The 22,734-nt window shown below is 43.5% G+C and carries 14 protein-coding genes; 6 read left to right on the top strand and 8 right to left on the bottom strand.

Features of this window, described 5'->3' with window-relative positions:
- Window positions 1–408: 408 nt before the first annotated feature.
- Together ACSLUR_RS01905 and ACSLUR_RS01900 are read left to right on the top strand one after the other, a co-directional pair.
- Window positions 409–1,836, top strand: coding sequence for an SLC5 family protein (locus ACSLUR_RS01905; RefSeq protein ID WP_115999085.1), 1,428 nt, complete (start codon window positions 409–411; stop codon window positions 1,834–1,836).
- 31 nt (window positions 1,837–1,867) lie between these two features.
- A complete protein-coding gene (locus ACSLUR_RS01900) occupies window positions 1,868–2,263 on the top strand; it encodes a VOC family protein (RefSeq protein ID WP_448551311.1) in 396 nt (131 codons plus the stop codon).
- A 137-nt stretch (window positions 2,264–2,400) separates the two neighbouring features.
- On the opposite strand, the gene ACSLUR_RS01895 is transcribed toward ACSLUR_RS01900, so the two are convergent.
- From ACSLUR_RS01895 to ACSLUR_RS01865, 7 genes are all read right to left on the bottom strand, one after another.
- A complete protein-coding gene (locus tag ACSLUR_RS01895; RefSeq protein WP_448551309.1) occupies window positions 2,401–3,147 on the bottom strand; it encodes a SapC family protein in 747 nt (248 codons plus the stop codon).
- A gap of 201 nt (window positions 3,148–3,348) precedes the next feature.
- Complete coding sequence (locus tag ACSLUR_RS01890; RefSeq protein ID WP_448551307.1) at window positions 3,349–5,490, bottom strand: alpha-galactosidase; 2,142 nt, start codon at window positions 5,488–5,490, stop codon at window positions 3,349–3,351.
- Window positions 5,491–5,888: 398 nt separating this feature from the next.
- Window positions 5,889–6,653 (bottom strand): SapC family protein, encoded by a 765-nt coding sequence (locus ACSLUR_RS01885; RefSeq protein ID WP_448551304.1) that lies wholly within the window; start codon window positions 6,651–6,653, stop codon window positions 5,889–5,891.
- A gap of 116 nt (window positions 6,654–6,769) precedes the next feature.
- Window positions 6,770–8,287 (bottom strand): tryptophan halogenase family protein, encoded by a 1,518-nt coding sequence (locus tag ACSLUR_RS01880; protein WP_448551302.1) that lies wholly within the window; start codon window positions 8,285–8,287, stop codon window positions 6,770–6,772.
- Between the two features lie 274 nt (window positions 8,288–8,561).
- The gene (locus tag ACSLUR_RS01875; protein ID WP_448551300.1) at window positions 8,562–11,279 is read right to left on the bottom strand and encodes a TonB-dependent receptor; all 2,718 of its coding nucleotides are present in this window, start codon (window positions 11,277–11,279) and stop codon (window positions 8,562–8,564) included.
- Window positions 11,280–11,519: 240 nt separating this feature from the next.
- Window positions 11,520–12,998 carry a glycerol-3-phosphate dehydrogenase gene (glpD, locus tag ACSLUR_RS01870; protein WP_448551298.1) on the bottom strand — a complete coding sequence of 493 codons (1,479 nt, stop codon included), beginning with the start codon at window positions 12,996–12,998 and terminating at the stop codon, window positions 11,520–11,522.
- A 243-nt stretch (window positions 12,999–13,241) separates the two neighbouring features.
- Window positions 13,242–14,660, bottom strand: a complete 1,419-nt coding sequence (locus tag ACSLUR_RS01865; protein WP_448551296.1) for an ABC transporter substrate-binding protein — start codon at window positions 14,658–14,660, stop codon at window positions 13,242–13,244.
- A 302-nt stretch (window positions 14,661–14,962) separates the two neighbouring features.
- On the opposite strand from ACSLUR_RS01865, the gene glpK reads away from it, so the two are divergent.
- From glpK to galK, 4 genes are all read left to right on the top strand, one after another.
- Window positions 14,963–16,438, top strand: coding sequence for a glycerol kinase GlpK (gene glpK, locus ACSLUR_RS01860; protein WP_448551294.1), 1,476 nt, complete (start codon window positions 14,963–14,965; stop codon window positions 16,436–16,438).
- Window positions 16,439–16,758: 320 nt separating this feature from the next.
- The gene (gene galE, locus ACSLUR_RS01855) at window positions 16,759–17,784 is read left to right on the top strand and encodes a UDP-glucose 4-epimerase GalE (RefSeq protein WP_448551292.1); all 1,026 of its coding nucleotides are present in this window, start codon (window positions 16,759–16,761) and stop codon (window positions 17,782–17,784) included.
- 88 nt (window positions 17,785–17,872) lie between these two features.
- Window positions 17,873–18,928 carry a UDP-glucose--hexose-1-phosphate uridylyltransferase gene (locus ACSLUR_RS01850; RefSeq protein ID WP_448551290.1) on the top strand — a complete coding sequence of 352 codons (1,056 nt, stop codon included), beginning with the start codon at window positions 17,873–17,875 and terminating at the stop codon, window positions 18,926–18,928.
- A 97-nt stretch (window positions 18,929–19,025) separates the two neighbouring features.
- A complete protein-coding gene (galK, locus tag ACSLUR_RS01845) occupies window positions 19,026–20,177 on the top strand; it encodes a galactokinase (protein WP_448551288.1) in 1,152 nt (383 codons plus the stop codon).
- 134 nt (window positions 20,178–20,311) lie between these two features.
- Here galK and ACSLUR_RS01840 read toward each other — a convergent pair whose 3' ends face one another.
- A complete protein-coding gene (locus ACSLUR_RS01840; protein WP_448551286.1) occupies window positions 20,312–22,636 on the bottom strand; it encodes a thiamine pyrophosphate-dependent enzyme in 2,325 nt (774 codons plus the stop codon).
- Between the last annotated feature and the right edge of the window lie 98 nt (window positions 22,637–22,734).

Below are 22,734 nucleotides of genomic sequence, written 5' to 3'. Positions count from 1 at the left end.
CTAGAGCCATTCAAGGCGAATCAAAGCAAGTAAACAGTTTATACCAGAGTTTCTATGCCAGTGCTGTTTAGATCAGAGCCTATAACTTTATTGCCATTTATTACAAAGTAAGGCAGAAGATAATTATCCAAGAAGCGGTTTTAAACGCGCAAAAATAAAGATAGTATATATAATACAAATAAAGCAACTATCTACTAAAGCTAGCTGATACATAGCTTTTTTCACCACTATAAATAGCAATAATTCATTGATAGGTTAAAGACTTAAACGCTAAACCATATTGAAGCTAGAGTCTTTATTGATATCGAAACAAGGTGAAATGCCAAGCGTGTATAGCCCTAAGCCTGCCCTGATTATCCAGAGCAATCTCTTGGTTAGCGCTAGCCCAGTGTCTAAGAGGAATCAAGAATGTCAGCACAAGCCATACAGGTCATAGTGTTTTTCGGAATTACTGCACTAATTGCTTTCGCTACCTATCTAAAATGTGCTGGTCACGCCCGCTCAAGCGATTCTAACAAAGAATACTTTCTTGCCAGTGGCGGTTTATCTTGGATGTTTGTTGCTGGCTCAATCACGCTAACCAACTTAAGTACTGATCAGTTGATTGGCATGAATGGTAACCAAATGGCGTTGCTCGCATGGTGGGAGTTTGCCGCAGTGATCGGGTTAATCATACTTGCTAAAGTCTTTTTACCCGTTTACTACAAAAATAACTGCACAACTACCACAGAATTGTTAGAAAAACGCTATGGCGACAAGAATATACGCGCAGTAATTGCCGCCCTATTTCTATTAGGTAACGTATTTATTTTCTTACCCGCAGTGCTATATAGTGGTTCATTATTTATGAAGTCACTATTTGGCACTGAGCTAAGTATCATGTTCTTGGCAGTGTGCTTTGCGTTGGTGGGCGCCTGTTACGCAGTATTTGGTGGTTTGCGCGCCGTTGCAGTTTCAGATACCTACAGCGGTATATTATTGCTTGGCATGGGTATGTTAATTGTTTACCTTGCGGTTGCTGCCATCGACTTTGATTTTTCTGGAATTCCTACCGAACGCCTGACCATGATAGGTGGTGATGACTCTCCACTCCCTTGGCATGTACTGCTAACGGGGATGATATTTATTCAAGCCTTTTATTGGGGTACAAACCAAACGATTACCCAACGCGCAATGGCAGCACCTAACCTGAAAGAAGCGCAAAAGGGCGTATTTTCAGCTGCGGCTATACGTTTATTAATTGTGCCACCAATGATTGTAGTGCCTGGTATCGTTTCGTATAAACTCTACGGCGATATTGGCGATGCCGCTTATGGCACCATAGCAGCAGATGTTTTACCAGTGTGGTTATCAGGCGTTTTTGCTGCAGCCATTGCCGCCGCCGTGTTAACAACATTCAACAGTATTTTGAACTCTTCTGCTGCGCTTTACTGCTGTGATATTCACGAGGCTTACGTCAACAAAGATGCCAATGTCGGTAAGCTCAATGCAATTATTACCATTGTATTTGTTGGCATTGCATTAGCGCTAGTACCGGTTTATGCCGCCCAAGAAAGTATTATCAATACGGTTCAAGAACTTTATGGCCTGCTCAGTATGCCTATTCTTTCGACCTTTATTGTTGGCCTGCTATTTAAAGATGTTGATGCTCGCGCCGCGATTATCGCAGTTGTGTTTGGCACCTTGTTATACGCTTTCTTTGTGTTTGTTTGGGCACCGTTCCACTACATTCATATGATGTGTATTACCTTATTCGCTTGCGTTGGCGTGGCACTAGCCACCAACCGCTTGGTATTTGGTAATAAAGTTTCTTTTGCTCGCCAGCAAACAGCCTAGTCGCTGTGGTAGTGATAACAGGTAAGCAACAATGACAAGTAAGCAACAAGTTTCAGCGATTAATTTACTCGTTAGTGACTACCAAGCGGCTCTCGATTTCTACACCAAAAAGTTAGGTTTTTTAGTTAGCGATGATGTGCAAATGAAAGATCACCGCTGGCTAACTGTTAGCCCAAGTGAGCAAAGTAGGTTAAAGCTGATACTGCATAAAGCACAAACGGAAGCTCAGCAAAGCGCTATCGGCAAGCAAGCAGGTGACGCCGTACTTGCGATATTACAAACAGATAACTTTGAGCAGAAGTATGCTGAAATGCAGCAAGCAGGTGTTGAATTTTGTGAGCAGCCTCGCCACGAGCCCTATGGTACTGTAGTTATCTTTAAAGATTTGTATGGTAATCGGTGGGATTTAATCGAGCTGAGCGCATAGATAGCTTTAAGTTACCCTGACTTTATACATAAAACTGAACACTTTATAAAAAAACGAGTAAGGCAACTTACTCGCTTTTCTTCCTCGTTGTTCTTCACTTTTTCCCTGCCACTATTTTGTAGCATTATTTTCTTCGTTTAAGCCGTTACAGGCACGATATTGATACCCGAAATTGGTTCACCCAATTTAGTATGACCTTGAATCAAACGATTAAGCTGTGTCATTGACGATAACATCGCAAAAATAGCGGCAAAATACCCTTGGTTTAATAAGTTTTGCTGATCTTGTTCAGCGAGTGCATTAAGGGCTTTTTCATTTAAGTGACAAAGTCCTTTCAAGGTGCTCTTCTTGCCACTGGGAATCGTAATTTCAAGCTCTATTGGTTGGATAAGATCGAGCGCTTCAAGCGCTTTAATAAACTTGCCTGTTTCTAACTGGCCAAGATAAAACTGCTCTAGCTGTTGGTTATAACGCTGAAAAAACGGCGTAGCTTTACCATCATTAAATAGCGCTTCACCTTGTGAATCGCTGACTAAATTAGACTCGACATCTAGGTAGGGAATAATGTTCTTATCGTTATCTGGGTCAATACCTAATGCAAAGGGACGCAAGCTAGCAGCAAGCGGAACATAAGCCAGCTGATGCTCGCCCTTGTCATCGGTCAGTACATTTGAGTCCATCACAAAGGACGTGATTGCCGCAATTGAGGTGGTACCTGTTTCACTATTTTTGATAAAGAATAATGGAAAGCTCGACGCTGCTTGTTGCGCTTCTGTGACCGTAACTTCAAGCTGGTGTTGCCTAGCAATAAATTCCCAATCTAGGCTAGGGTCGAGTTTTAACTGCTGATGCTGCTCGGGTTTGACTGGTTGGAAATCTGACATTGGCTTACCTTCTTGTTGTTATGATTGGTATCATTGTTGGCTGGTTACTGTTAGCTAGTTATTTTTAGCTTAACGAGTTAGCCGCAAGTGTAAAGCTAAAAAATGAGCAGGTTCACATAAAAATAGCCTGAACAATCAGGCTATTTTTAATCCAATTTAATGTGTCGAATCAGGCGCTCGTTAATATAGACTCTCGCTAACTTAAACTTTTGTTAACTTGAAGACCAAAGAGTTTTGCGGAAACAATACAGGCATTTGCATACCGTGTTCCATTAACAGTTCACCACTAAAGGTTTGTCCTAGCGCTTTATCTAAAATTGACTCAGAGTACTCTTTGAAGTCTTCGCGTTTAGCAGGCCAAACAAGATCAAGCTTGTATTGGCTCTGTGCATCTAACCCTTTAAACATAAACTGATTAGGCATATAACGCAGTGGCTCAACAACACTATTGTACGCAAATAGTGCCTCAGACTTATCAGCGTTAACAATACCAAATTCGATAGAGTTTCCGTCGGTATCAAGGCGAATTAACTGCCCCTGATGAATTAATTCTCGATGTGCCTTATGCAGTGCAATCGCCGCTTTTAAGCTCGTGCGCTCTTGCTCAGTTAGCTCGCGCGGGTCCATTTCAATGCCCATATGACCAAACATCGCAACAGCAGCACGCATTTCGATATTAACGCGACGGCCAGTAATGTGACAATCTCGTGGGCCAACATGCGCACCCATCACATTAGATGGGAAGAAATATGAGCAGCCCTTTTGAATTTCTAAACGATCTAACGCATCGTTGGAGTCAGATGTCCAAACGCGATCAGTATGCGCCAAAATACCATAGTCAACACGACCACCACCTGAACAGCAACTTTCAAACTCCACCTTAGGGTGCTTAGCGCGAAGCTTATCAATTAAGGCGTATAGGGCATGCATTTGCTGGTGAATAGCTGGTTTTCCTTGACCATTACCCGGTTGATTCACATCGCGGTTCATATCCCATTTAATGTAACTAATATCTGGATACTCTACCAAAATATCATCGATACACTTAAACAAGTAATCACACACGGCAGAGTTGTTAAGATCCAACACATATTGATTTCTAAAACCAATTTGCGGGTTGCCGCGTGTTTGTAATACCCAATCAGGATGGTTGCGATACAAATCACTATCTGGGTTAATCATTTCTGGCTCAAACCAAATACCAAATTCCATGCCGGTTGCCAGTACTTGATCAATCAAAGGCTGCAAACCCTCAGGATAAATTTCTTTATCAACAAACCAGTCGCCCAATCCTGCATAGTCGCCACGGCGGCCGTTAAACCAGCCGTCATCAAGCACAAAACGCTCAGCACCTATTTCTGCTGCTTGTTTTGCCAGCTCTGCTAAAGTATCGGTGTCATGATCAAAATAAATACCTTCCCACGTGTTGTAGTGAACTGGGCGCGGTTTATTGACCACCTTGTCACTCAACAATTGCTCGCGCACAAAGGTATGAAAGCTAGCCGACATCGCATTAAAGCCGGTATCCGAGTAACAGGCATACAGCTTAGGTGACTGATAAGACTCGCCAGGCGCCAGTGTTAGCTCGCTTGGTAACAGCAACTCGCCCATTTGGACAAAGCCACGGCCATCTGCCAACAATTCGCTCATCACTTTGTGATTACCACTCCAACCTAAGTGAAAACCAATACAGTCACCTTGGTGTTCAGCTGTTGTCGCTTTGTGCATAATCAAGCCAGGAAAGCTGTCGTGCGAGGTCTTACCTTTGCGGTTTTCACGTACAAAGTTGCCAAGGAAACGGGAAATGTGCTGGCGGCGAAATTCATTTGACCAACGACCTTCAAACGCCATGATTTCTGTATAATTTGCCGGCACTTGGAAAGTGGGCGCTGCACACCATGTAACATCAAGCGGACTGTCACTATTGTTGAAAAGTGACGTCGAGCACTCAATTACATCAGTTTTAGGGCATAGCCTGAGCTCATGCAGTAACGACAAGCTTCGCTCATTGTCGGTGGTTGTAATAGCCACTTGATGTTCATTAATTTGCTCAACGGCACTAATGTCTCCGCAAAAAGACCAAGCGTCATCGTTATTGCTAACTTCAAGCCCAACATGTCCGGTAAAACCGCTACCGTAGGTTGGCGTTAATGCAATGGGCGGCTCTTCAACCACAGCACATTTGGCTTCTTGACGCGTTGCTAGCATCTCGATCATCTGTCCAGAAGACTGAGTTGATAGCTTTTTACCATAGTAACTAATACGCGGAGTGCGCTCGCTAACATTAATAATAATGCTGCTACGTTGCCCTGCTAAATGAATGTGAGTAGGTGTGTTGTTCATATTTATGCTCTTTCACTGCCATGTAGCTAAACTACTCGTCTGGCTGCTGATGATCTCTTTGGCTATTTGATAATGAGACTATTTAGTCAATACCTAAGACTAAATAACTGCAAACAAATAACCACTAACTCAAATAATAGTAGCGATTTTACTTCATCATTTGGGTGGCTTAGGGATGGTTTATTTTATTGAAAAAACCAACTTATTGTCGTATTTGTAATATAAATTAATTTAGTGTTTTTGAGAATAACATTTGAACACTATTTACGAAGGATTTAGTGGGTTCTAAGCACTAACTAAGATCAATTGTTCTAGCTGTTCTGAAAGGGTGTAAAGAAGCAGCTAAATAGGCTGTGTTCAGCTACTTCTTATAGGTGCTAAGGCAAAATTATAATGCGCTAGCTAAAGCTGTTACCTGAATTAACTGCGATTTTAACTTCGCTAATGGTGTTAAATCGCTGTTCTAGATTATTTCGGCGAATTAACGAATTAAGTTGATAAATCGACATTAAAATTGCGTACATTGGTGCTAAATAGCCTTTGTCGCTGAGTGACTTTAATTGCTCACCAGGTAAGGCGTTAAGCTTATCTTCGTCAATGGTACACAAGCCTTGCAAGGTTTCTTGACTACCGTCTGGGCGATGAATCACTAAATTGATTGCTTTAACGAGCCCCAAATCATTAATTGCCTGACCAAATTGATAAGTTTGAATATCTTGCTCGATACTCGCTTCAAGCAATTGAGTTGCTCTCATCAGTCGCTGGCTGGCTTTACCCTCGTCAGTAAAAATCGTATCGCCCGACTGCTCAGAAAAGGCACTACTTTCAGGGTCAATACCGACGGTATAGCCCTTCTCTTCGCCTTCAGCTTTCATCAAGAAAAACGGAAATGTTTGCATCGCCAAGGGTTTAAACGTTGGCTGCCATTGATTGTCTTCCACGAAAAGGTTTGTGCCCATTGCAAAGCTAGTTACAGCAGAAACACGCCATACACCTGATTTGGGATCTTTCATCAAAAACACAGGAAGACTGGTACCTGCATGACCAACTTCATGAATTTTTAAATTAAGTAAATGCTGGCTTGAGGCAAAGTTATTTTCAGCGCCTTCTTGAATGTAAAGTGACTGATGTTGTTCGCGCTTAAGTGCGACTAATGCGGCCATAAACTTCTCTTTGTTGTATCTATTATTTTTAAGTATTTGCAGTTAACTACTTTTAATTGAATTTTCACTAGCATGTGTTTAGCAATCTCACTTGCTCGCTCGTTGCTAACCCGTTGCTAGCCCGTTGCTAACCATTGCTCAATATAATCTCGATGAGCAGGCAAATTCTGCAGCATTTGTTGGGTCAGTTGCTGGTTACGTTTGATTAATTGCTCAGCTTGTTGGCGTTGATTATATAAATAGGCTTGGCTCGAAAAATCAGGTTTAAACTCCATACCATAAAGCACGTATTGATAGCTCGCGGCTGGAAACAGCTCTATGGCACTGTCAAAATCACTGGTGGCTGGACCACGATATCGCCAAATTGCTAAGTCATCTTTCAGCGATTGTGGAAAAGTCGCTTCGTCACAGTGAGCTTGCCAATAAGGTTCAGGGCGCTGAGTAAGCATGTAATGTAGCTTTAAAAAGTCTGCTATACGTAGCCAGCGATAGTCCATCTGCTGATTAAATCGTTTCGCGACCACTGGCATTAACGCTTTATCGGCGGGTAAATTCTCGCCAATAAAGCGTGATGATAGCTCAATCAGCATAATCGCCGTCGCTTCCAGTGGCTCAACAAAGCCGGCAGCCATCCCAACAGCGACACAGTTTTTATGCCAGAACTTTTCTCTATGCCCAGGTTTGTAGGAAATTTTTCGAGCAGCTAAACCATGTGCTGCTTTTCCTAAATAGCGTCTTAGATTCGCTTCGGCCTGCTCATCGCTGGTAAATCGGCTCGAATAGACATGGCCGACACCTCGGCGATGCGTTAGGCCAATATCCCATATCCAACCAGCGTCCTGTGCCGTGGCAATTGTATGCGAAGCAACGGGGGTATCAGCATTCTCGTATGGCACTTGCATAGCCAGAGCGCTATCGTTAAACAGCACGTCACTAAGTGACTTATAGCCAACCCCCAGCGCTTGTCCCAGCAATAATGAGCGTGCGCCTGTGCAATCAACGAATAGGTCGGCTGCTAGTTGCCCTGTTTTTTCCAACACGATGGCTTCAATACTGCCATCATCGGCGATTAGCGTATCACACAAGGTATCAACTAGGTGTTTTACACCCAACTTTTGGGTGCAATGCTCTTTAAGCATATTAGCCAGTTCACCCGCATCTAAATGATAGGCGTAATTACAAGGCCCTTGATAGTCAAGGTCGGCATGCCCTCTAGGGGCTAAGCCCGCTTCACATATATGGTGTTGAAAGTTTGATTCAACGGCAAAATTCTCAACGCTTTCTACATAAGGGGCGAGATCAAGCTTCCCGTAACCCAAAGGCACAGTAAACGGATGATAATAAAAGTCACCATTGCCGTGTACCCAGTTAACAAACTTGCCACCTTGCTTAAAAGCTGCATGACAACGAGCAAACACTTCTCGCTCATTTAAGCCGATTTGTCGCAAGGTATTTTTCATGGTTGGCCAAGTGCCTTCACCCACGCCAATCGTTGGTACGTCAGAGGATTCAACCAAGGTAATTCTAAACTGTTCGTCACTAGCCCCTTGGTGATAAGAAGCGATCACCGCAGCAGATAACCAGCCAGCGGTACCACCACCGACAATGACAATATTTTTCACCGGATGCGACATAAAATTTCCTTTGCTAACGACCTGCTTTAACTTATCAAATAAGTTAAGCAGGGGTTATCGCTTACTTCTTTGTTTATTTGCTTTACTTAGCTGCCTTGCTTAGCTAAACATTAACACTAAATCAGATCAACGGATGTCGAGGTTGCTAAAAGGCAATACTTAGTTATTTCAATTGCTATAAGTATTTAGCTAAGCAAAACAAACAATAAAAAATGGCCTGTTTGAATACAAGCAGGCCATTTGTGTCGAGATTAACTCGGCAAACTAAGTTCGACTAGAACTTAGCACGCACGCCAACTGCGTAACGAGAGCCGTTATCTTCAATATTGTATACTTGGTTTGCAAAACGACCTGTTTGTACTAGCTCTTCTTCAGTAATGTTAATACCTTCGAAGAATACCGAAACATTTTCATTAATATCGTAGCTAGCACTGATGTCCCACTGACCAAAGGTATCAGTATTGACTGGCTCACCATTGAAGCCGTTATCCACTAGGCGTAAGAAGCCTTCACGGTTGTTAAACGCAACACGTGCTTGCCAGTTGTCTGCTTCGTAGAATACGATTAAGTTTTGTGAATCACCCAAACCTTCTAGCGCAAAGGCCGTTGATTGGTCTTCACCTAATTCAGTGTCGCTATCAACAATTGTCGCGTTAGCAGTGAAACCGAAACCGTTTTCAAAGATATGGGTTAATGCCACTTCGTAACCGGTTACTGTGATTTCTTCCGAGTTTTGTGGACGCGTTACCGAGTAAACCTCTTGCGCACCAAATAGCTCTTCAGCGTCAGAACAGAATTCACCTTCACAGGCAAAATCAGGTGCTGTACGTCCCGTCATATCGAAGGTTTCAGTACCTGTACGGGTAATGATGAAGTCATCCACTTCTTTGTGGAAGAAAGCGAAGCTAAATAAGCTTGCATCGCCGTAATACCACTCGTAAGAAATATCCCAGTTCTCAGAGGTGAATGGTTTCAACGACTCATTACCACCTTGCGCCGTTAAGTTTTGGCGACGTGGTTCGTTAAACGTTGTCGCTGGCGAAAGCTGCGACAGAGTTGGACGCGTTAATGAATCGTATGCAGCAAAACGCAATACCATATCATCTTGTAATTCTAACTTGATGTTTAAGCTAGGTAGCAAGTTTGAATATGAACCACTTTCTGAAATGTCACGTGCTGGGCCAAAGACGTTAGCAAATAAGGTTTGGTCAGAAGTTGGTACCACGTTAACAATATCACTTTGTACCGCTTCCGCTTCAACGTCAGTTGTCGAATAACGCGCGCCGACATTAATTGTCACAGGCATATCATCTAAGTCAAAGCCAAAAGTGAAATCAGCGTATAGTGACGTAATATCTTCGTTTACTGTGTAACGGTTGTTTTGCAACGTTGGCTCGATTGGGAAGCCTTGGTCTGCTAAGTAATCAACATAAGCATCACCATCATAAGTGTAGAAAGTGTCGATTAAGCCAGAGAAATAGTTCTCTGCGGTGAATGGTCTAAAGTCGATGACATCAAGTGGTGCTGGTGTGCCGTAACCACAGAACTGACATTGGTTACCAAAAATTTGGAAGCTCTTCTTCTCACGTTCTTGACGGTAAATACCAAAACGCGCCTTCTCAAATACATCACCATCCGCTTCATAAACAAAGTCAGCTTTCAATTCAGTGATTTCGTCTTCGTCGCTAAATTGGTTACCTTTTTCGTTGTAATGTAAGCGAGCAAGTTCTGCTGGCAATAGCGAACCATTAACAAAACCGTCGTGAGTTACCGTTGGGATACCGCCTGTGCCGTCGAACTGGTAGCTATTGATAATACCAACTACGTTGAATCGGTCGCGTCCAGCGCGATCGTTTTCTGCCGATGAAGTCGACAGGTCAAATGTTGCTTCTAGCTGGTCGTTAATCGCCCACTCAACATTTAAACCAAAACCGTCGTTAGAAACATCACGTGAATTACGCGTATGTGATACGAAGTCAGTTGCTGGGTTACCACTACTTACGAATAAGTCAACATCTTGCGTAAACTGGGTTAGCGTACCCGTTTCAGGATCAATTGTTGCTGAGCCAACGCGATCAGGCTCAAACCATGACGCCAAGTCAGTTACTTGTGATTCAACTTCAAACTTAGACACAAAACCATCAAGCGTAATAGTAACTTCATCGCTTGGCGCATATTGGAAGACTAAGCTGGCATTAGTACGGGTACGCTCTTGTTGATCAACAATTTGATCCCAGTTACGTGGAATATATGCGTTAGTGAAAAGCACACCGTCACGGCTGTTAGAAATCGTTTGACCACCGCGCCAACCCGCGGTTTCAATACGGTTAATTTGGACGTCACGCTCTGAGTGAGTTACCGCAAGCAAGACACCCATGGTGTCGTCGTTAAAGGTATTGCTAACCAAGAACGAAGCACTTGGCGAAGTCTCTTCCGACAAGCTTTCGTACATGCCTTTTAGTGAGCCAACCACTTGTAAGCCGTCGTAGTCAAATGGACGTGCAGTAGACACATTGATTGTGCCACCAATGCCACCTTCTTGCAGTGTCGATGTCGAGGTTTTGAAAATATCAGCACCGGTGATTTGATCCGCCGCGATAATGTCAAAGTTGAATTCACGACCAGCACTGTCGGTCGCGATTTGACGACCATTAACAAGCACGGTATTGAACTGAGGGCCAAAACCACGAACCGTCACTTGCTGGCCTTCACCACCACTGCGATCAATCGATACACCTGTAATACGTTGCAAAGACTCGGCAACGTTTAAATCTGGGAATTTACCCAGATCTTCCGCGGCAATACCGTCTGAAACAACATCAGATTCTTTTTTATCTAACATTGACGATTTTAAGCTACTGAGCATGCCGGTAACTGTAATCACCTCAACGTCACTTTCGGCGCTATCTTGAGCGACAGCTACTTGCGAGTAGCCCCCCAAAGCACCTGAAATTGCAACTGCTAACGCAGTGCGTTTTCCTAGAGTAAACATATATCTCCCCTTTTGTACTTACTTGTTGTTTTCTCTACTTTTTAAGTAGATTTTTTACACTTTTTATAAAGCTTATATGTAAAATTTTTACTGGGTTTGTTTTCACTTAACGCTTACCTTGAAGCTTCAATTGAAAACAAACACGGGCTACTAGGTAGTTTTTACCTAATAGCCAGGTTACTAGCTTGCCATCACTCAATCTAAGCTGAGCTTGGCCTTCCTAAACTTTTTATCGCTAAGCTATTGCGACATATACTGATGTATTCTTTGTTTTTGTTGTTCATCAAGTAATAGGCCTAACTTAGTGCGTCGCCAAATCACATCGTCTAACGTTGTTGCCCATTCATTGGCCACCAAATAATCGAGTTCTCTTTGATACAAACCAGCACCAAAATCTTCTCCCATATCGGCCAAACTCTCACAGCCAGTGAGCAATTGCTTGGCAATAGTGCCGTAAGTTCTAACGTAACGAGCCGTTAACGCTGCTGGTAGCCAAGCAAAATCCTCAGCGTACTGCGCCATCAATGTTTCGCGATCAGTAAAATCACCACCAGGCAATGCCGCTTTTTTAGTCCACGCGGGTTTCATGGTGGCAAATACCTGGGTGAGCTTATCAACTGCTGCTTCGGCTAAAGTTCGATATGTGGTGATCTTACCGCCGTATATATTCACTAGCGGTGCATGACCTTCTGTGACTAATTCAATGGTGTAATCACGTGTTACTGCTTTGGCGTCTTCCGCTTCATCGTGCAGTAATGGGCGAATGCCTGAGAAAGTGTGAACTATGCTGTCACGGGTGATTTGACGTTTAAAATAGTTGTTGGTGATGCTAATGATGTAATCAATTTCAGCGGTTTCAATGGCGACATCTTGTGGATCACCTTGGTAATCAACATCTGTGGTGCCCACTAGCGAGTAGTCTTGCTCAAATGGTAAAACAAAGACAATGCGTTGATCTTCATTTTGTAAAATATACGCATGTTCGTCGTCATGAATACGCGGTACGACAATGTGGCTGCCTTTTACCAAACGCAAACCGTGAGTGCGCTCTTTCACCACTTTGCCTGTAATGTTTTCAACCCAAGGTCCGGCCGCATTCACTAGGCTTTTACTACGCACAATTAGGGTTTCACCGCTGGCTTTATCTAATAACGATAAATGCCAAATGCCATCAATCGTTTCTGCCGCGATTAATTGCGTACGAGTTAATATTGTCGCCCCTTGCGCTTTGGCGGATAGCGCATTGAGTACAGTTAGGCGCGAGTCATCAACCCAAGCGTCTGCGTATTCGAAGCCTTTCTTGATGTCTGACTTTAGCGGTGATTGCTGATCAAATTTAAACGAGCGAGATTTTGGCAGTGTAATGCGCTTACTTAGGTTGTCATAAAGAAACAAACCCGCTCGGATCATCCAAGCGGGTCGCAAATGAGGTTGATGAGGCAATCTGAACACTAAGGGCGAAATAATATGAGGCGCATTTTTAAGCAATACTTCTCGCTCTGCTAATGCTTTTTTAACAAGCCCAAACTCGTAGTATTCGAGGTAGCGCAAGCCGCCATGAATTAGCTTACTGCTGGCACTAGAGGTCGCAGATGCAAGATCATTCATTTCACAAAGCAGGACATTCAATCCACGACCCGCAGCGTCATTGGCAATTCCAACACCGTTAATGCCGCCGCCAACAACCAATACATCGTAAATTGTTTCTGTTACATCCATCTAACTTGCCACTCAATTGTTCAAAATAGTTTCAGAACTGTGCAATAAATATAATTTATATGATAAATATAATCAATATGACAAAGCGTCTAGTTTGCGCTAATTTTTGTTTTTATAAAGCCAGCTGATTGCGGTAGCTCTAATGCCTTTTAGTTTTCCACTTGTAGCTGTTCAACTTGGCAGCTTGGCACAAGACCTCAATTATTGGCCCTTAATTACAGCCCCTTAATTACTGGCCTTTCATTACTGGGCGCTTGGCACACCATCCTTGTTTGATGATTTCAGGTTTTTAAGCCTTAACTGCTCTAGCTGAGCAGTTGCACGTTCTACATTTGGCACTTCAATAAATTCAGCGAATATTGCTAAACTCGCCCCTACCATGCTTTGACTTACGCCACGATCAAAATATTGATCTAAGCCAACGGCACTTGCTAACACTGGCTTATTCAAGCGGGCAAAATGTCCTTTTTCTTTGCTTGCTTTGAGGTGTGGAGAGCTTTGACCAATCGCATTGGCAATTTTGGTTTGAATATCAGGCCGGGCAACAAAGCGTAAAAATTTCATCGCAAGGGCAGCGTGTTTAGTTTTTCGCGCAACGACTACAACATCCGTTGGCACATTCTCAAACTGTGCGATATTAGAATTTATTGTCGGGAACGGCATAAAGCCGAGATCCTCTGCTAGATGTGCAGGAACGTGGTTATCAAAAAAATTTCCTAGCAGTGTCATTGCGGTCATCTGCCGATAAAGCGGTGGCAGCATATCTCGCCATGTCACCAATTGATGATCGCTGTTAAAGCAATTTGCTTCTATTAACTGTTGCCAGTGTGTAAAAACCAATTTTACTCGTTGGTCTGTGTAGGCAATTTCACCGGCTAAAAGCGCTTGGTGAAACGCTAAGCCATTAAGTCGCAAATCTATATAATCAAACCAAGCGGCCGGTAACCAAGGATCACCACTACCGATCATAATCGGCACTTTGCCAGCCTTACTAATTTTTTCACACATCCCTAGCAATTCCGCCCAATTTTTAGGTGGAGCTATTGCTAATTTCTCCAACAAAGGTTTGTTATAAAAAAGACCCCAAGTGTAAAACGAGTAAGGTATGGCATAAACGTCTTGGTTAACGCTCACCAAGTTTTTAACAGTTTCAGGAAAGGCTTGGTCGAATTGTTGGCTTTGCCAAAGCCCGGTAAGTGGTAACAACAAGTCTTGTCGCACTAAGTTTTTTAAGCGTTCACCCGCCTGCCAATACAGAACATCCATCTCACCGCTTTCAAGCCATGGCACAAGTGCTTGCTTGTAACTAGCGTCCACCAAGCCAGTAAAATTCAATGTAATATCAGGGTGATGCTGCTCAAACTCTTCCCGCACTCCTTCAAACAAACTGCGATGACCAGGAGTGCTGTATAACACTGCTACATTAAGCGTGGCAGGTGCTTTTTCTTTAGATAGAACTTCTTTAGGCTCGCTTATTACACCACGCGTAGCGTTATCAGAAACAACTGAAGCATTTGCCGTTTTCGGCGATGGCCAAGCCGTTAAGGCAATAATAAATAGCCAAGCGACAAGCCAACTCGAATTGACAATAGGATATTGGTTGCTGGTATCTGCCACAAACTTCACAGCAGTTTGGACATTTTTTTCGTGATGCGTTTTCAAAGTTGAGCTTAACTATTTGATTATTATTATATATTAGCAAATTTTTAACAGAACATAGCGATAAATTTCAAGCGTATTAATAATCAACAAAATGGAAAAACCTTATCATTTTCAAACAAATAACAAGCAAATTGACATTGTGTATCGCGCTTAGTCACACCTAATAGTCACAACGCAAAGTCAAACTACATAGTCAAACCGCTTAACCAAACCTTAACCAAACCAGACAATGTATAGTTGACTTAACAAGTGCTAGGCTTAAGATAAATAATCATATTTATCATCTTATACAAGAGGCGGCTATGGAAAAGTACCTACTCTCTATCGACCAAGGTACCACCAGCTCACGAGCGATTTTATTCAACTTACAAGGTGAATTAGTCGACAGTGTTCAACAGGAGTTTACTCAACATTATCCAGAAAATGGTTGGGTCGAGCATAATCCTGACGATATTTTGTCAACGGTTATTAGCACGGCAAAAACCCTGCTCGCCCAAACAAAAGTTTCGCCAGAGCAAGTTGCTAGTATTGGCATTTGTAACCAAAGAGAAACCACACTAGTATGGCACCGAGAAACCGGTGAGCCGATATACAATGCCATTGTTTGGCAAGATAGACGCACTGCAGACTATTGCACTGAGCTAGTCAACGCGGGTCATAGTGAGTTGATCACCGAAAAAACCGGATTGTTAATCGATCCTTATTTTTCTGCGACAAAAATTAAATGGATTTTAGACAACGTCGAGGGTGCTCGTGACCTAGCGGAGCAAGGACAACTAGCATTTGGTACCGTTGATACCTATATCCTTTGGCATTTGACACAAGGGAAATCACACCTAACCGATGCCACCAATGCGTCACGCACTATGCTTTACAATATCCACCAAGGCTGTTGGGATGAAGCGCTACTAGCTTTGATGGATATTCCAGCGTCATTATTACCTGAAGTATGCGATAGCGCTTTTGATTTTGGCGAAACCAGTGTGTTTGGTGGCTCTATCGCTATTCAAGGCATTGCTGGCGATCAGCAAGCTGCACTCTTTGGTCAAACTTGTTTTAGCCCAGGCACCGCCAAAAGCACTTATGGCACAGGCTGCTTTTTAATGGTGAATACTGGCGAAGAAGCACTCAAATCAAACAATCGCCTACTAACCACCATTGGCTATCAAATTAATGGGCAAGTTCATTACGCGCTCGAAGGTAGTATTTTTGTCGCAGGGGCTGCTATTCAGTGGTTACGTGATGGTGTGAACATGGTTAGTTCAGCCAAAGAAACCGAAGCCATTGCCACGAGCACCTCAGTTGATAGTGGTATTTATTTTGTACCAGCCTTCACCGGCCTTGGTGCCCCCTACTGGGATCCAGAGGCACGTGGCGCCATATTTGGTTTAACCCGCGCCACCGGTATTAACGAAATTGTTTCAGCTGGCCTGCAATCGGTGTGCTATCAAACTGACGATTTAACCCAAGCTATTGCCAAAGATGGCATTCAAATTCAGCAAATGCGGGTTGATGGCGGTATGGCAGCAAATAATTGGTTTATTCAGTTCCTTGCCGACATTTTAAATGTACAAATCGATAGACCGAAAACTGTAGAAACCTCAGCACTAGGAGCCGCTTATTTAGCTGGCTTGCAAGCGGGCGTTTACGACTCACTCGAACATATTCAATCACTGTGGCAATCCGATACTCAGTTAACACCACAAATGTCGCAAGCGCAACGAGAGAAACTGCTTCATGGCTGGCAAGATGCCGTTGCTCGAGTATTAAAGAAATAACCTTTTAGGAGCTGTTGAGAGCGGTAATTTCAACCCCCTACTTGATTTTTATTATCTGCAGTAGTCAGAGTAAATTAACGACTCTGACTACTATTTCCCAAAGCCTTCTTATTCAATTTCAACAAGTTAATACTGATATCAATTTCACTAGAAACTCATTGGCTTTAGCCCACTTATCTGCCCCCTATTTTTCTGACTAAAAAATGGCTTGCTAGCGAACTTTCGCAATAGTAGTATTTATACTATAAATACTTTTTTAGTCATGATGTTGCGACACTTGCTGCCTCATGAACTCAATCTATTAGCATCAGGAAGATATTGTGAAGGTTCTTGTTACCGGAGGTATGGGCTATATTGGCAGCCATACCTGTATTGCGCTGCACAATGCAGGCTATATTCCTGTCATATACGATAATTTGTCGAATGCCAGTGTTAAGGTTATCGACCAGTTAGCACAAATTACCGGCCATCACTTTGACTATATTGTTGCCGACATCGGCGATAAAGCGGCCTTTGCTAGCGCGATTAAAGAACACGATATTCAAGCGGTTTTCCATTTTGCCGCATTGAAAGCCGTTGGTGAGTCGACTGAGCAACCCGTTCGTTACTACCAAAACAATGTCGCCAATACGTTAGCCATGATTGAAGTGATGACGGCGCTCAATGTCAAAAAGTTGATCTTTAGTTCATCCGCCACCGTTTACGGTGATCCGCAATATTTACCGATTGATGAGCAACATCCGATTTCATCCACCAACCCCTATGGCTGGAGCAAGGTCATGGTTGAACAAGTGCTGGCCGATTTAGCACAAAGTGATGATGAATGGCTCACCATTGCGCTGCGCTATTTTAATCCAGTAGGTGCCGATCAAAGCGGCTTAATTGGCGAATCTCCCAAAGGTATTCCAAATAATTTAATGCCGTTTATTGCCCAAACTGCGGTTGGGCGTCGTGAATATATTAGTGTTTTTGGTGATGACTACGACACCTCAGATGGCACAGGCGTGCGTGATTATATTCATATTAGTGACTTGGCTGATGGCCATGTTGATGCATTTACTTATCATCTTAATCATCAGCAAGCTATGACGGGTTGTCACGCATACAATTTGGGGACAGGTGAAGGCTACTCGGTACTGGATATGATCAAGGCATTTTCAACTGCTTCGGGCGTTGACATCCCTTACCAAGTTGCACCGCGCCGCAGTGGTGATATTGCCTGTAACTATGCTGATGCTAACCTTGCAAAAGAAACATTTGGCTGGCAAGCAAAACGCGACATTAATGCCATGACTGAAGATACTTGGCGCTGGCAAACAAGCTACCCGAATGGTTTGGAAGATTAGGGCTTTGACCATTATTAACACATCGTTATCTGAACATATTAACAGCAAGGCTAGTGCCACGCTGAAATAGCGCAGGACTAGAGTAGACATGAGTGAATTTGAATACACACACCGCAGAAAAAACCCATTAACTGGCGATTGGGTGTTGGTGTCGCCACATCGAAATAATCGCCCTTGGTTAGGTGCAACCGAGCAAGCTAGCACCGAGAGTCTGCCTAGCTATGTGGACGATTGCCCGCTTTGTCCGGGCAATAACAGAGCCAACGATACGAAAAACCCCGACTATCAAGACACTTTCGTGTTTGTGAATGACTTTGGCGCGCTTAACCAGCAACAACAAACGTCTGATACTAATGTCACTAGCGATGATGAGCTCTTTACTTTTGAAGCGGCAAATGGCGAATGTCGCGTGGTTTGCTTCTCACCAGATCACAGTAAAACCATGCCAGAGTTATCCGTTGATGAACTCACTAAGGTCGTCACCACTTGGCGCGAAAATTACCAAGAACTGGCGAGCAAGTTTGCCAATATTCATATTTTCGAAAATAAAGGCGAGATCATGGGCTGCTCCCAGCCACACCCGCATGGACAAATTTGGGCGCACCAGCATGCGTCTAGTGAAATCGCCCAAGAAAATAGCCAGCAAGCGGATTATTACGCTCGCCATCAAACATCATTATTAGCCAATTACATCGACAAAGAAATCGCCGATGGCAGTCGTGTTATTTGCAGCAACGAACATTGGATAGCAGTGGTACCTTTTTGGGCGGCATGGCCATTTGAAACGCTTGTCGTCGCAAGAGAAGATATTCGCCAGTTTGGGCAAATCAATGATCAACAGGCTCAAACCCTTGCCAGCCTGCTTAAAGAGCTAACAACACGTTACGACAACGTTTTTAATTGCAGTTTTCCGTATTCAATGGGCTGGCATAGTGCGCCAACCAATTTAGCTGACGACAGCCATTGGCGATTACACGCCCACTTTTATCCGCCACTGTTGCGCTCAGCAACGGTGAAAAAGCATATGGTTGGCTATGAGATGATGGCAGAAAGCCAACGAGATTTAAGTGCTGAAACCGCTGCCGCTATTTTGCAAAAAGCCAGCACGACTCACTATAAGCAAGCTCAACAAGGTAACGACTAAGTGCCCAGTAAAAAGCCTGCTCAAAAGCATACACAAAGAACACGCAAGGTATTTATTCAAGGTCTTAATTTCAAGAGCTTTATTTTAGGTAATCACGATGAATAACAATCAATTTACAGCCGATTTTCAGCAACTTTTTGGTCACCCTGCGCAAGGCCTAGCTATTGCGCCCGGCCGTGTTAATTTGATTGGTGAATTTACCGACTACAACTTGGGCTATGTGTTGCCTTGTGCATTAAATTTTAGCACCCAAGTACTGTTCAAAAAACGCGATGACAACCAAGTCATTGTTTACTCGAACAACTACCCAGGTGAGCAAGACAGCTTCGCTGTAGACGACACTATTAGCCAAGGTAACTCACAATGGGGCAACTATATTCGCGCCGTTGTCTACGTGTTAAAAAAGCGTGGCTACCCACTTGGCGGTATTGAGTTGCTAATTAGCAGTGATGTGCCACAAGGTGCCGGTCTATCCTCGTCAGCAGCGCTTGAAGTCTCGATTGCTGGGGCACTTAATCAAGCGTTCGACTTAGGTATCGACACCAAAAACATTGCCTTAATTGGCCAGCAAGCAGAAAACGAATTTATGCACTGTCAATGTGGCATTATGGACCAGCTAATTTCCGCCCAAGCGGCCCCTGGCCATGCATTGAAAATAGACTGTGACGATCTCAGCACAGAAAAAGTCAGCATTCCTAGCGATTTAAATTTAGTGATAGTGAATTCTAACTATCCACGTAAGTTGGTAGAAAGTGAATACAACCAACGCCGTTTAGACTGTGAAGGAGCAGCTGCTAAAATGCAGGTAAGTTCGTTGCGCCAAGCAGATTTAACCCTGCTTGAAAGCACTAAACCAGCACTAACCGAAAATGAATATAAACGTGCATTTCATGTCCTCAGTGAAAATCAGCGGGTTATTGATACCGTTAATGCGTTAGCAAATAACGATATGAGTGCATTGCGTGATTTACTCGCAGCCTCTCACCAATCGCTCCGTGATAATTTCGAAGTGACAGTCCCTGCAACTGATGGTCTTGTCGATATTATCAGTCGAGCACTCGATGGCAAAGGTGCTGTGCGCATGACTGGCGGTGGCTTTGGCGGCGCCGTTATATGCTTGTGTCGCGATGAAGAAATCAACACAGTGAAAGCCGCAGTTGAACGTGAATATCAGGCTAAGTTTGACTTAACTGCCGATATTTTTGTCTGTCAGGCAGGAACTGGCTTACAAGTGACTGAGATTGCTTAGGCGTAACATAAAGTTAATTTCAGTTTAAAGCGGAGTAAGCTTCCCCCCTGTTTGCTTACTTCGCGCCTTTCACATTTCTATCTTTCTGCACCTTTATAAAGAATGCAAATCATGTTGCCTTTAAGCTAGCTAGTTTAGTGAACACCATCAAGTGCAATCCAACTTAATAGGGTATCAACAATTTCCTGAGTTGATGGCAATACTTGATAAGCGGCGCTTCCCAAAGGAATAAAGCTATCTTGTGCGCAAATGCGCTTGAGCTCAGTATCGCTTGCTTGCTCATTGAGCAAGGTCACTAAGGCTTCACTAATCGAGCCAGTTTCACGGCATTCATCGACAATCAGCACCTTTTTAACATCTCTTACTTGCTCAATAATACCCACTTCATCTAATGGCGCTAGAAAACGCAAATCAACAACACAAATCCTGATACCTTGCTCAGCCAGTAATGCCTGCGCTTGGCGTGACAAATAACAACCATTGCCATAGGTGACAATACAGACTTGTGCTCTGCTTGTGCTGTCAGTCGCACCTTCGCTAGTAATATGACCAGTAATATCCCTAGTTTTAGCTGCTTTTGGATAGACCTTAACTCCCATATCAATAACGTGTTCAGCAAGCGTTTGATATTGATAAGGCGAGGTCCATAAGCCATCAGCTTGAGCTTTTTGACCACTTTTATCACTTTGAGCATTGCTACTAGGAAACAAATCTTTGGTCATATAAAGCGCTATCGGCTCTAAAAAAATCACCACCCGTTGCTGCTCATAAGCCAGCTTAATGCAGGAGCGCAGCATTTCAACGCCATCAGCACCGTTAGAGGGGCAAGCTAAAATCAGCCCAGGAATATCGCGAAAGACGGCAAACGAGTTGTCGTTGTGAAAATGACCGCCAAAGCCTTTTTGATAAGCAAGACCAGCAATTCTAATCACCATAGGGTTGGTAAACTGCTGATTAGAGAAGAATGACAAGGTTGCTGCTTCACCGCGAATTTGATCCTCTGCATTATGCACATAGGCCAAAAACTGAATTTCTGGGATAGGTAAAAAGCCATTGTGCGCTAAACCAATTGCTCCGCCTAATATCGATTGCTCATCCAATAAGGTATTCATCACACGATTGCTACCAAAGCGTTCATTGAGCTTGCTGGTAACGTTATAAACACCGCCTTTTTTTGCGATATCTTCACCTAGCATGACGATATTGGGAAGCTCAGCCAGTGCGTCCATTAGCGTCCAATTAAGCAACTTAGCTAAGTGTTGTGGTTTATCTAAATTATGTTGTTCATGGGCAAACAAGGCATGCCGCTGTGCTTGACTAACAACTTGATAATTTTCAGCATTATCAGGTATTGCTTTCGGAATTAGGCTTGCCATTACCTCTCTTGCACTTTCAAGCCTTGGCTGCTCAGCCACTTGCTCAGCTAGTTCGGCGATATGTGCTGCCGTAGCCTGATAAAGCGCGATCATTTTGTCCGCAGTCATTATGTTGTGGGTAAGTAAAAGCAGGGCAGAATGAAGCAAAGGGTCTTGTCGCTCAATGGCTTCAATTTCGCTTAGCTCACGGTAAGCAAATTCACTATCAGAGCCTGCATGACCTAACAAGCGCACCATTTTGACATGCAAAAACACAGGCTTTTGCTGTGTTCTGGCAATTTTCTCAGCTTTACAAGCAGCCTGGTAAGTATTCAACAAATTTAGGCCATCACAATAAAGGTAAGTAATACCGGCTCTATTGCTAAAATTGGCAGCAATCCAGCCTTGCGGAGTTGAAGTTGAAATACCGATGCCGTTGTCTTCACAGATAAAAACAATGGGCATTGGAATCGACTGGTAAGCACACCAAGCGGCACTGTTAATTGCCCCAAGCGCTGTTGAGTGGTTTGCGGAAGCATCACCGAAGCTACACAAAATAACGCCGTCTTTGGTCAGCTTTCCTGTGAAATCTAATCGCTGTGCTAAGCCTATCGAAAATGCCGCTCCCATTGCTTTGGGTAAATGGGAGGCAATAGTGCTAGTTTGCGGTGGAATATGATGAGCTTTAGAGCCCAACACCTTGTGGCGACCGCCTGAAACAGGATCTTCACTGCTAGCGGCAAACGAGAGTAGCATTTCATAAAGTGGCGCATGACCTGTCGCCTCTTTAGCACGTTGCAAGCAAAAAGCACCACTGCGGTAATGTAAAAACGCCATATCGTCAATGCGAAATGCTTTAGCATAGACTACATTGCCCTCATGGCCGGCACTGCCTATGGTGTAAAAGCTTTGCCCTTGTTTTTGCATCACGCGCGATTGCAGATCTAAATGTCGGCTCATCATCTGAGTCGTGAACATATCAATCAAGTCTGACGCATTAAGGCCAACCGTATCAGGAGTATACGATACGCTTAGTTCCGGTAAACTGCCGACGCTGACAAACTTAGCAAAATTATCTTTGACTAGCTTATTTCTATCACTCATATTTCAAGTACTTAGTCCATTATTTCCCCTTCTAACGCTAGTAACCAAACGCCCAGAGCGCAAACTCATTTGTGATAAAAACGTGATTCTTTTGTGAC

The sequence above is a fragment of the Thalassotalea montiporae genome (genome assembly GCF_053485855.1).
This window is presented reverse-complemented; position numbering and strand designations above follow the sequence as displayed.

What these genes read in the sequence shown, in the direction of transcription:
- ACSLUR_RS01875 (WP_448551300.1), bottom strand. Translation starts at nt 11,279, where the DNA reads ATGTTTACTCTAGGAAAACGCACTGCGTTAGCAGTTGCAATTTCAGGT.
- ACSLUR_RS01905 (WP_115999085.1), top strand. Translation starts at nt 409, where the DNA reads ATGTCAGCACAAGCCATACAGGTCATAGTGTTTTTCGGAATTACTGCA.
- glpK (WP_448551294.1), top strand. Translation starts at nt 14,963, where the DNA reads ATGGAAAAGTACCTACTCTCTATCGACCAAGGTACCACCAGCTCACGA.
- ACSLUR_RS01840 (WP_448551286.1), bottom strand. Translation starts at nt 22,636, where the DNA reads ATGAGTGATAGAAATAAGCTAGTCAAAGATAATTTTGCTAAGTTTGTC.
- ACSLUR_RS01900 (WP_448551311.1), top strand. Translation starts at nt 1,868, where the DNA reads ATGACAAGTAAGCAACAAGTTTCAGCGATTAATTTACTCGTTAGTGAC.
- galK (WP_448551288.1), top strand. Translation starts at nt 19,026, where the DNA reads ATGAATAACAATCAATTTACAGCCGATTTTCAGCAACTTTTTGGTCAC.
- ACSLUR_RS01895 (WP_448551309.1), bottom strand. Translation starts at nt 3,147, where the DNA reads ATGTCAGATTTCCAACCAGTCAAACCCGAGCAGCATCAGCAGTTAAAA.
- ACSLUR_RS01850 (WP_448551290.1), top strand. Translation starts at nt 17,873, where the DNA reads ATGAGTGAATTTGAATACACACACCGCAGAAAAAACCCATTAACTGGC.
- glpD (WP_448551298.1), bottom strand. Translation starts at nt 12,998, where the DNA reads ATGGATGTAACAGAAACAATTTACGATGTATTGGTTGTTGGCGGCGGC.
- ACSLUR_RS01885 (WP_448551304.1), bottom strand. Translation starts at nt 6,653, where the DNA reads ATGGCCGCATTAGTCGCACTTAAGCGCGAACAACATCAGTCACTTTAC.
- ACSLUR_RS01880 (WP_448551302.1), bottom strand. Translation starts at nt 8,287, where the DNA reads ATGTCGCATCCGGTGAAAAATATTGTCATTGTCGGTGGTGGTACCGCT.
- ACSLUR_RS01890 (WP_448551307.1), bottom strand. Translation starts at nt 5,490, where the DNA reads ATGAACAACACACCTACTCACATTCATTTAGCAGGGCAACGTAGCAGC.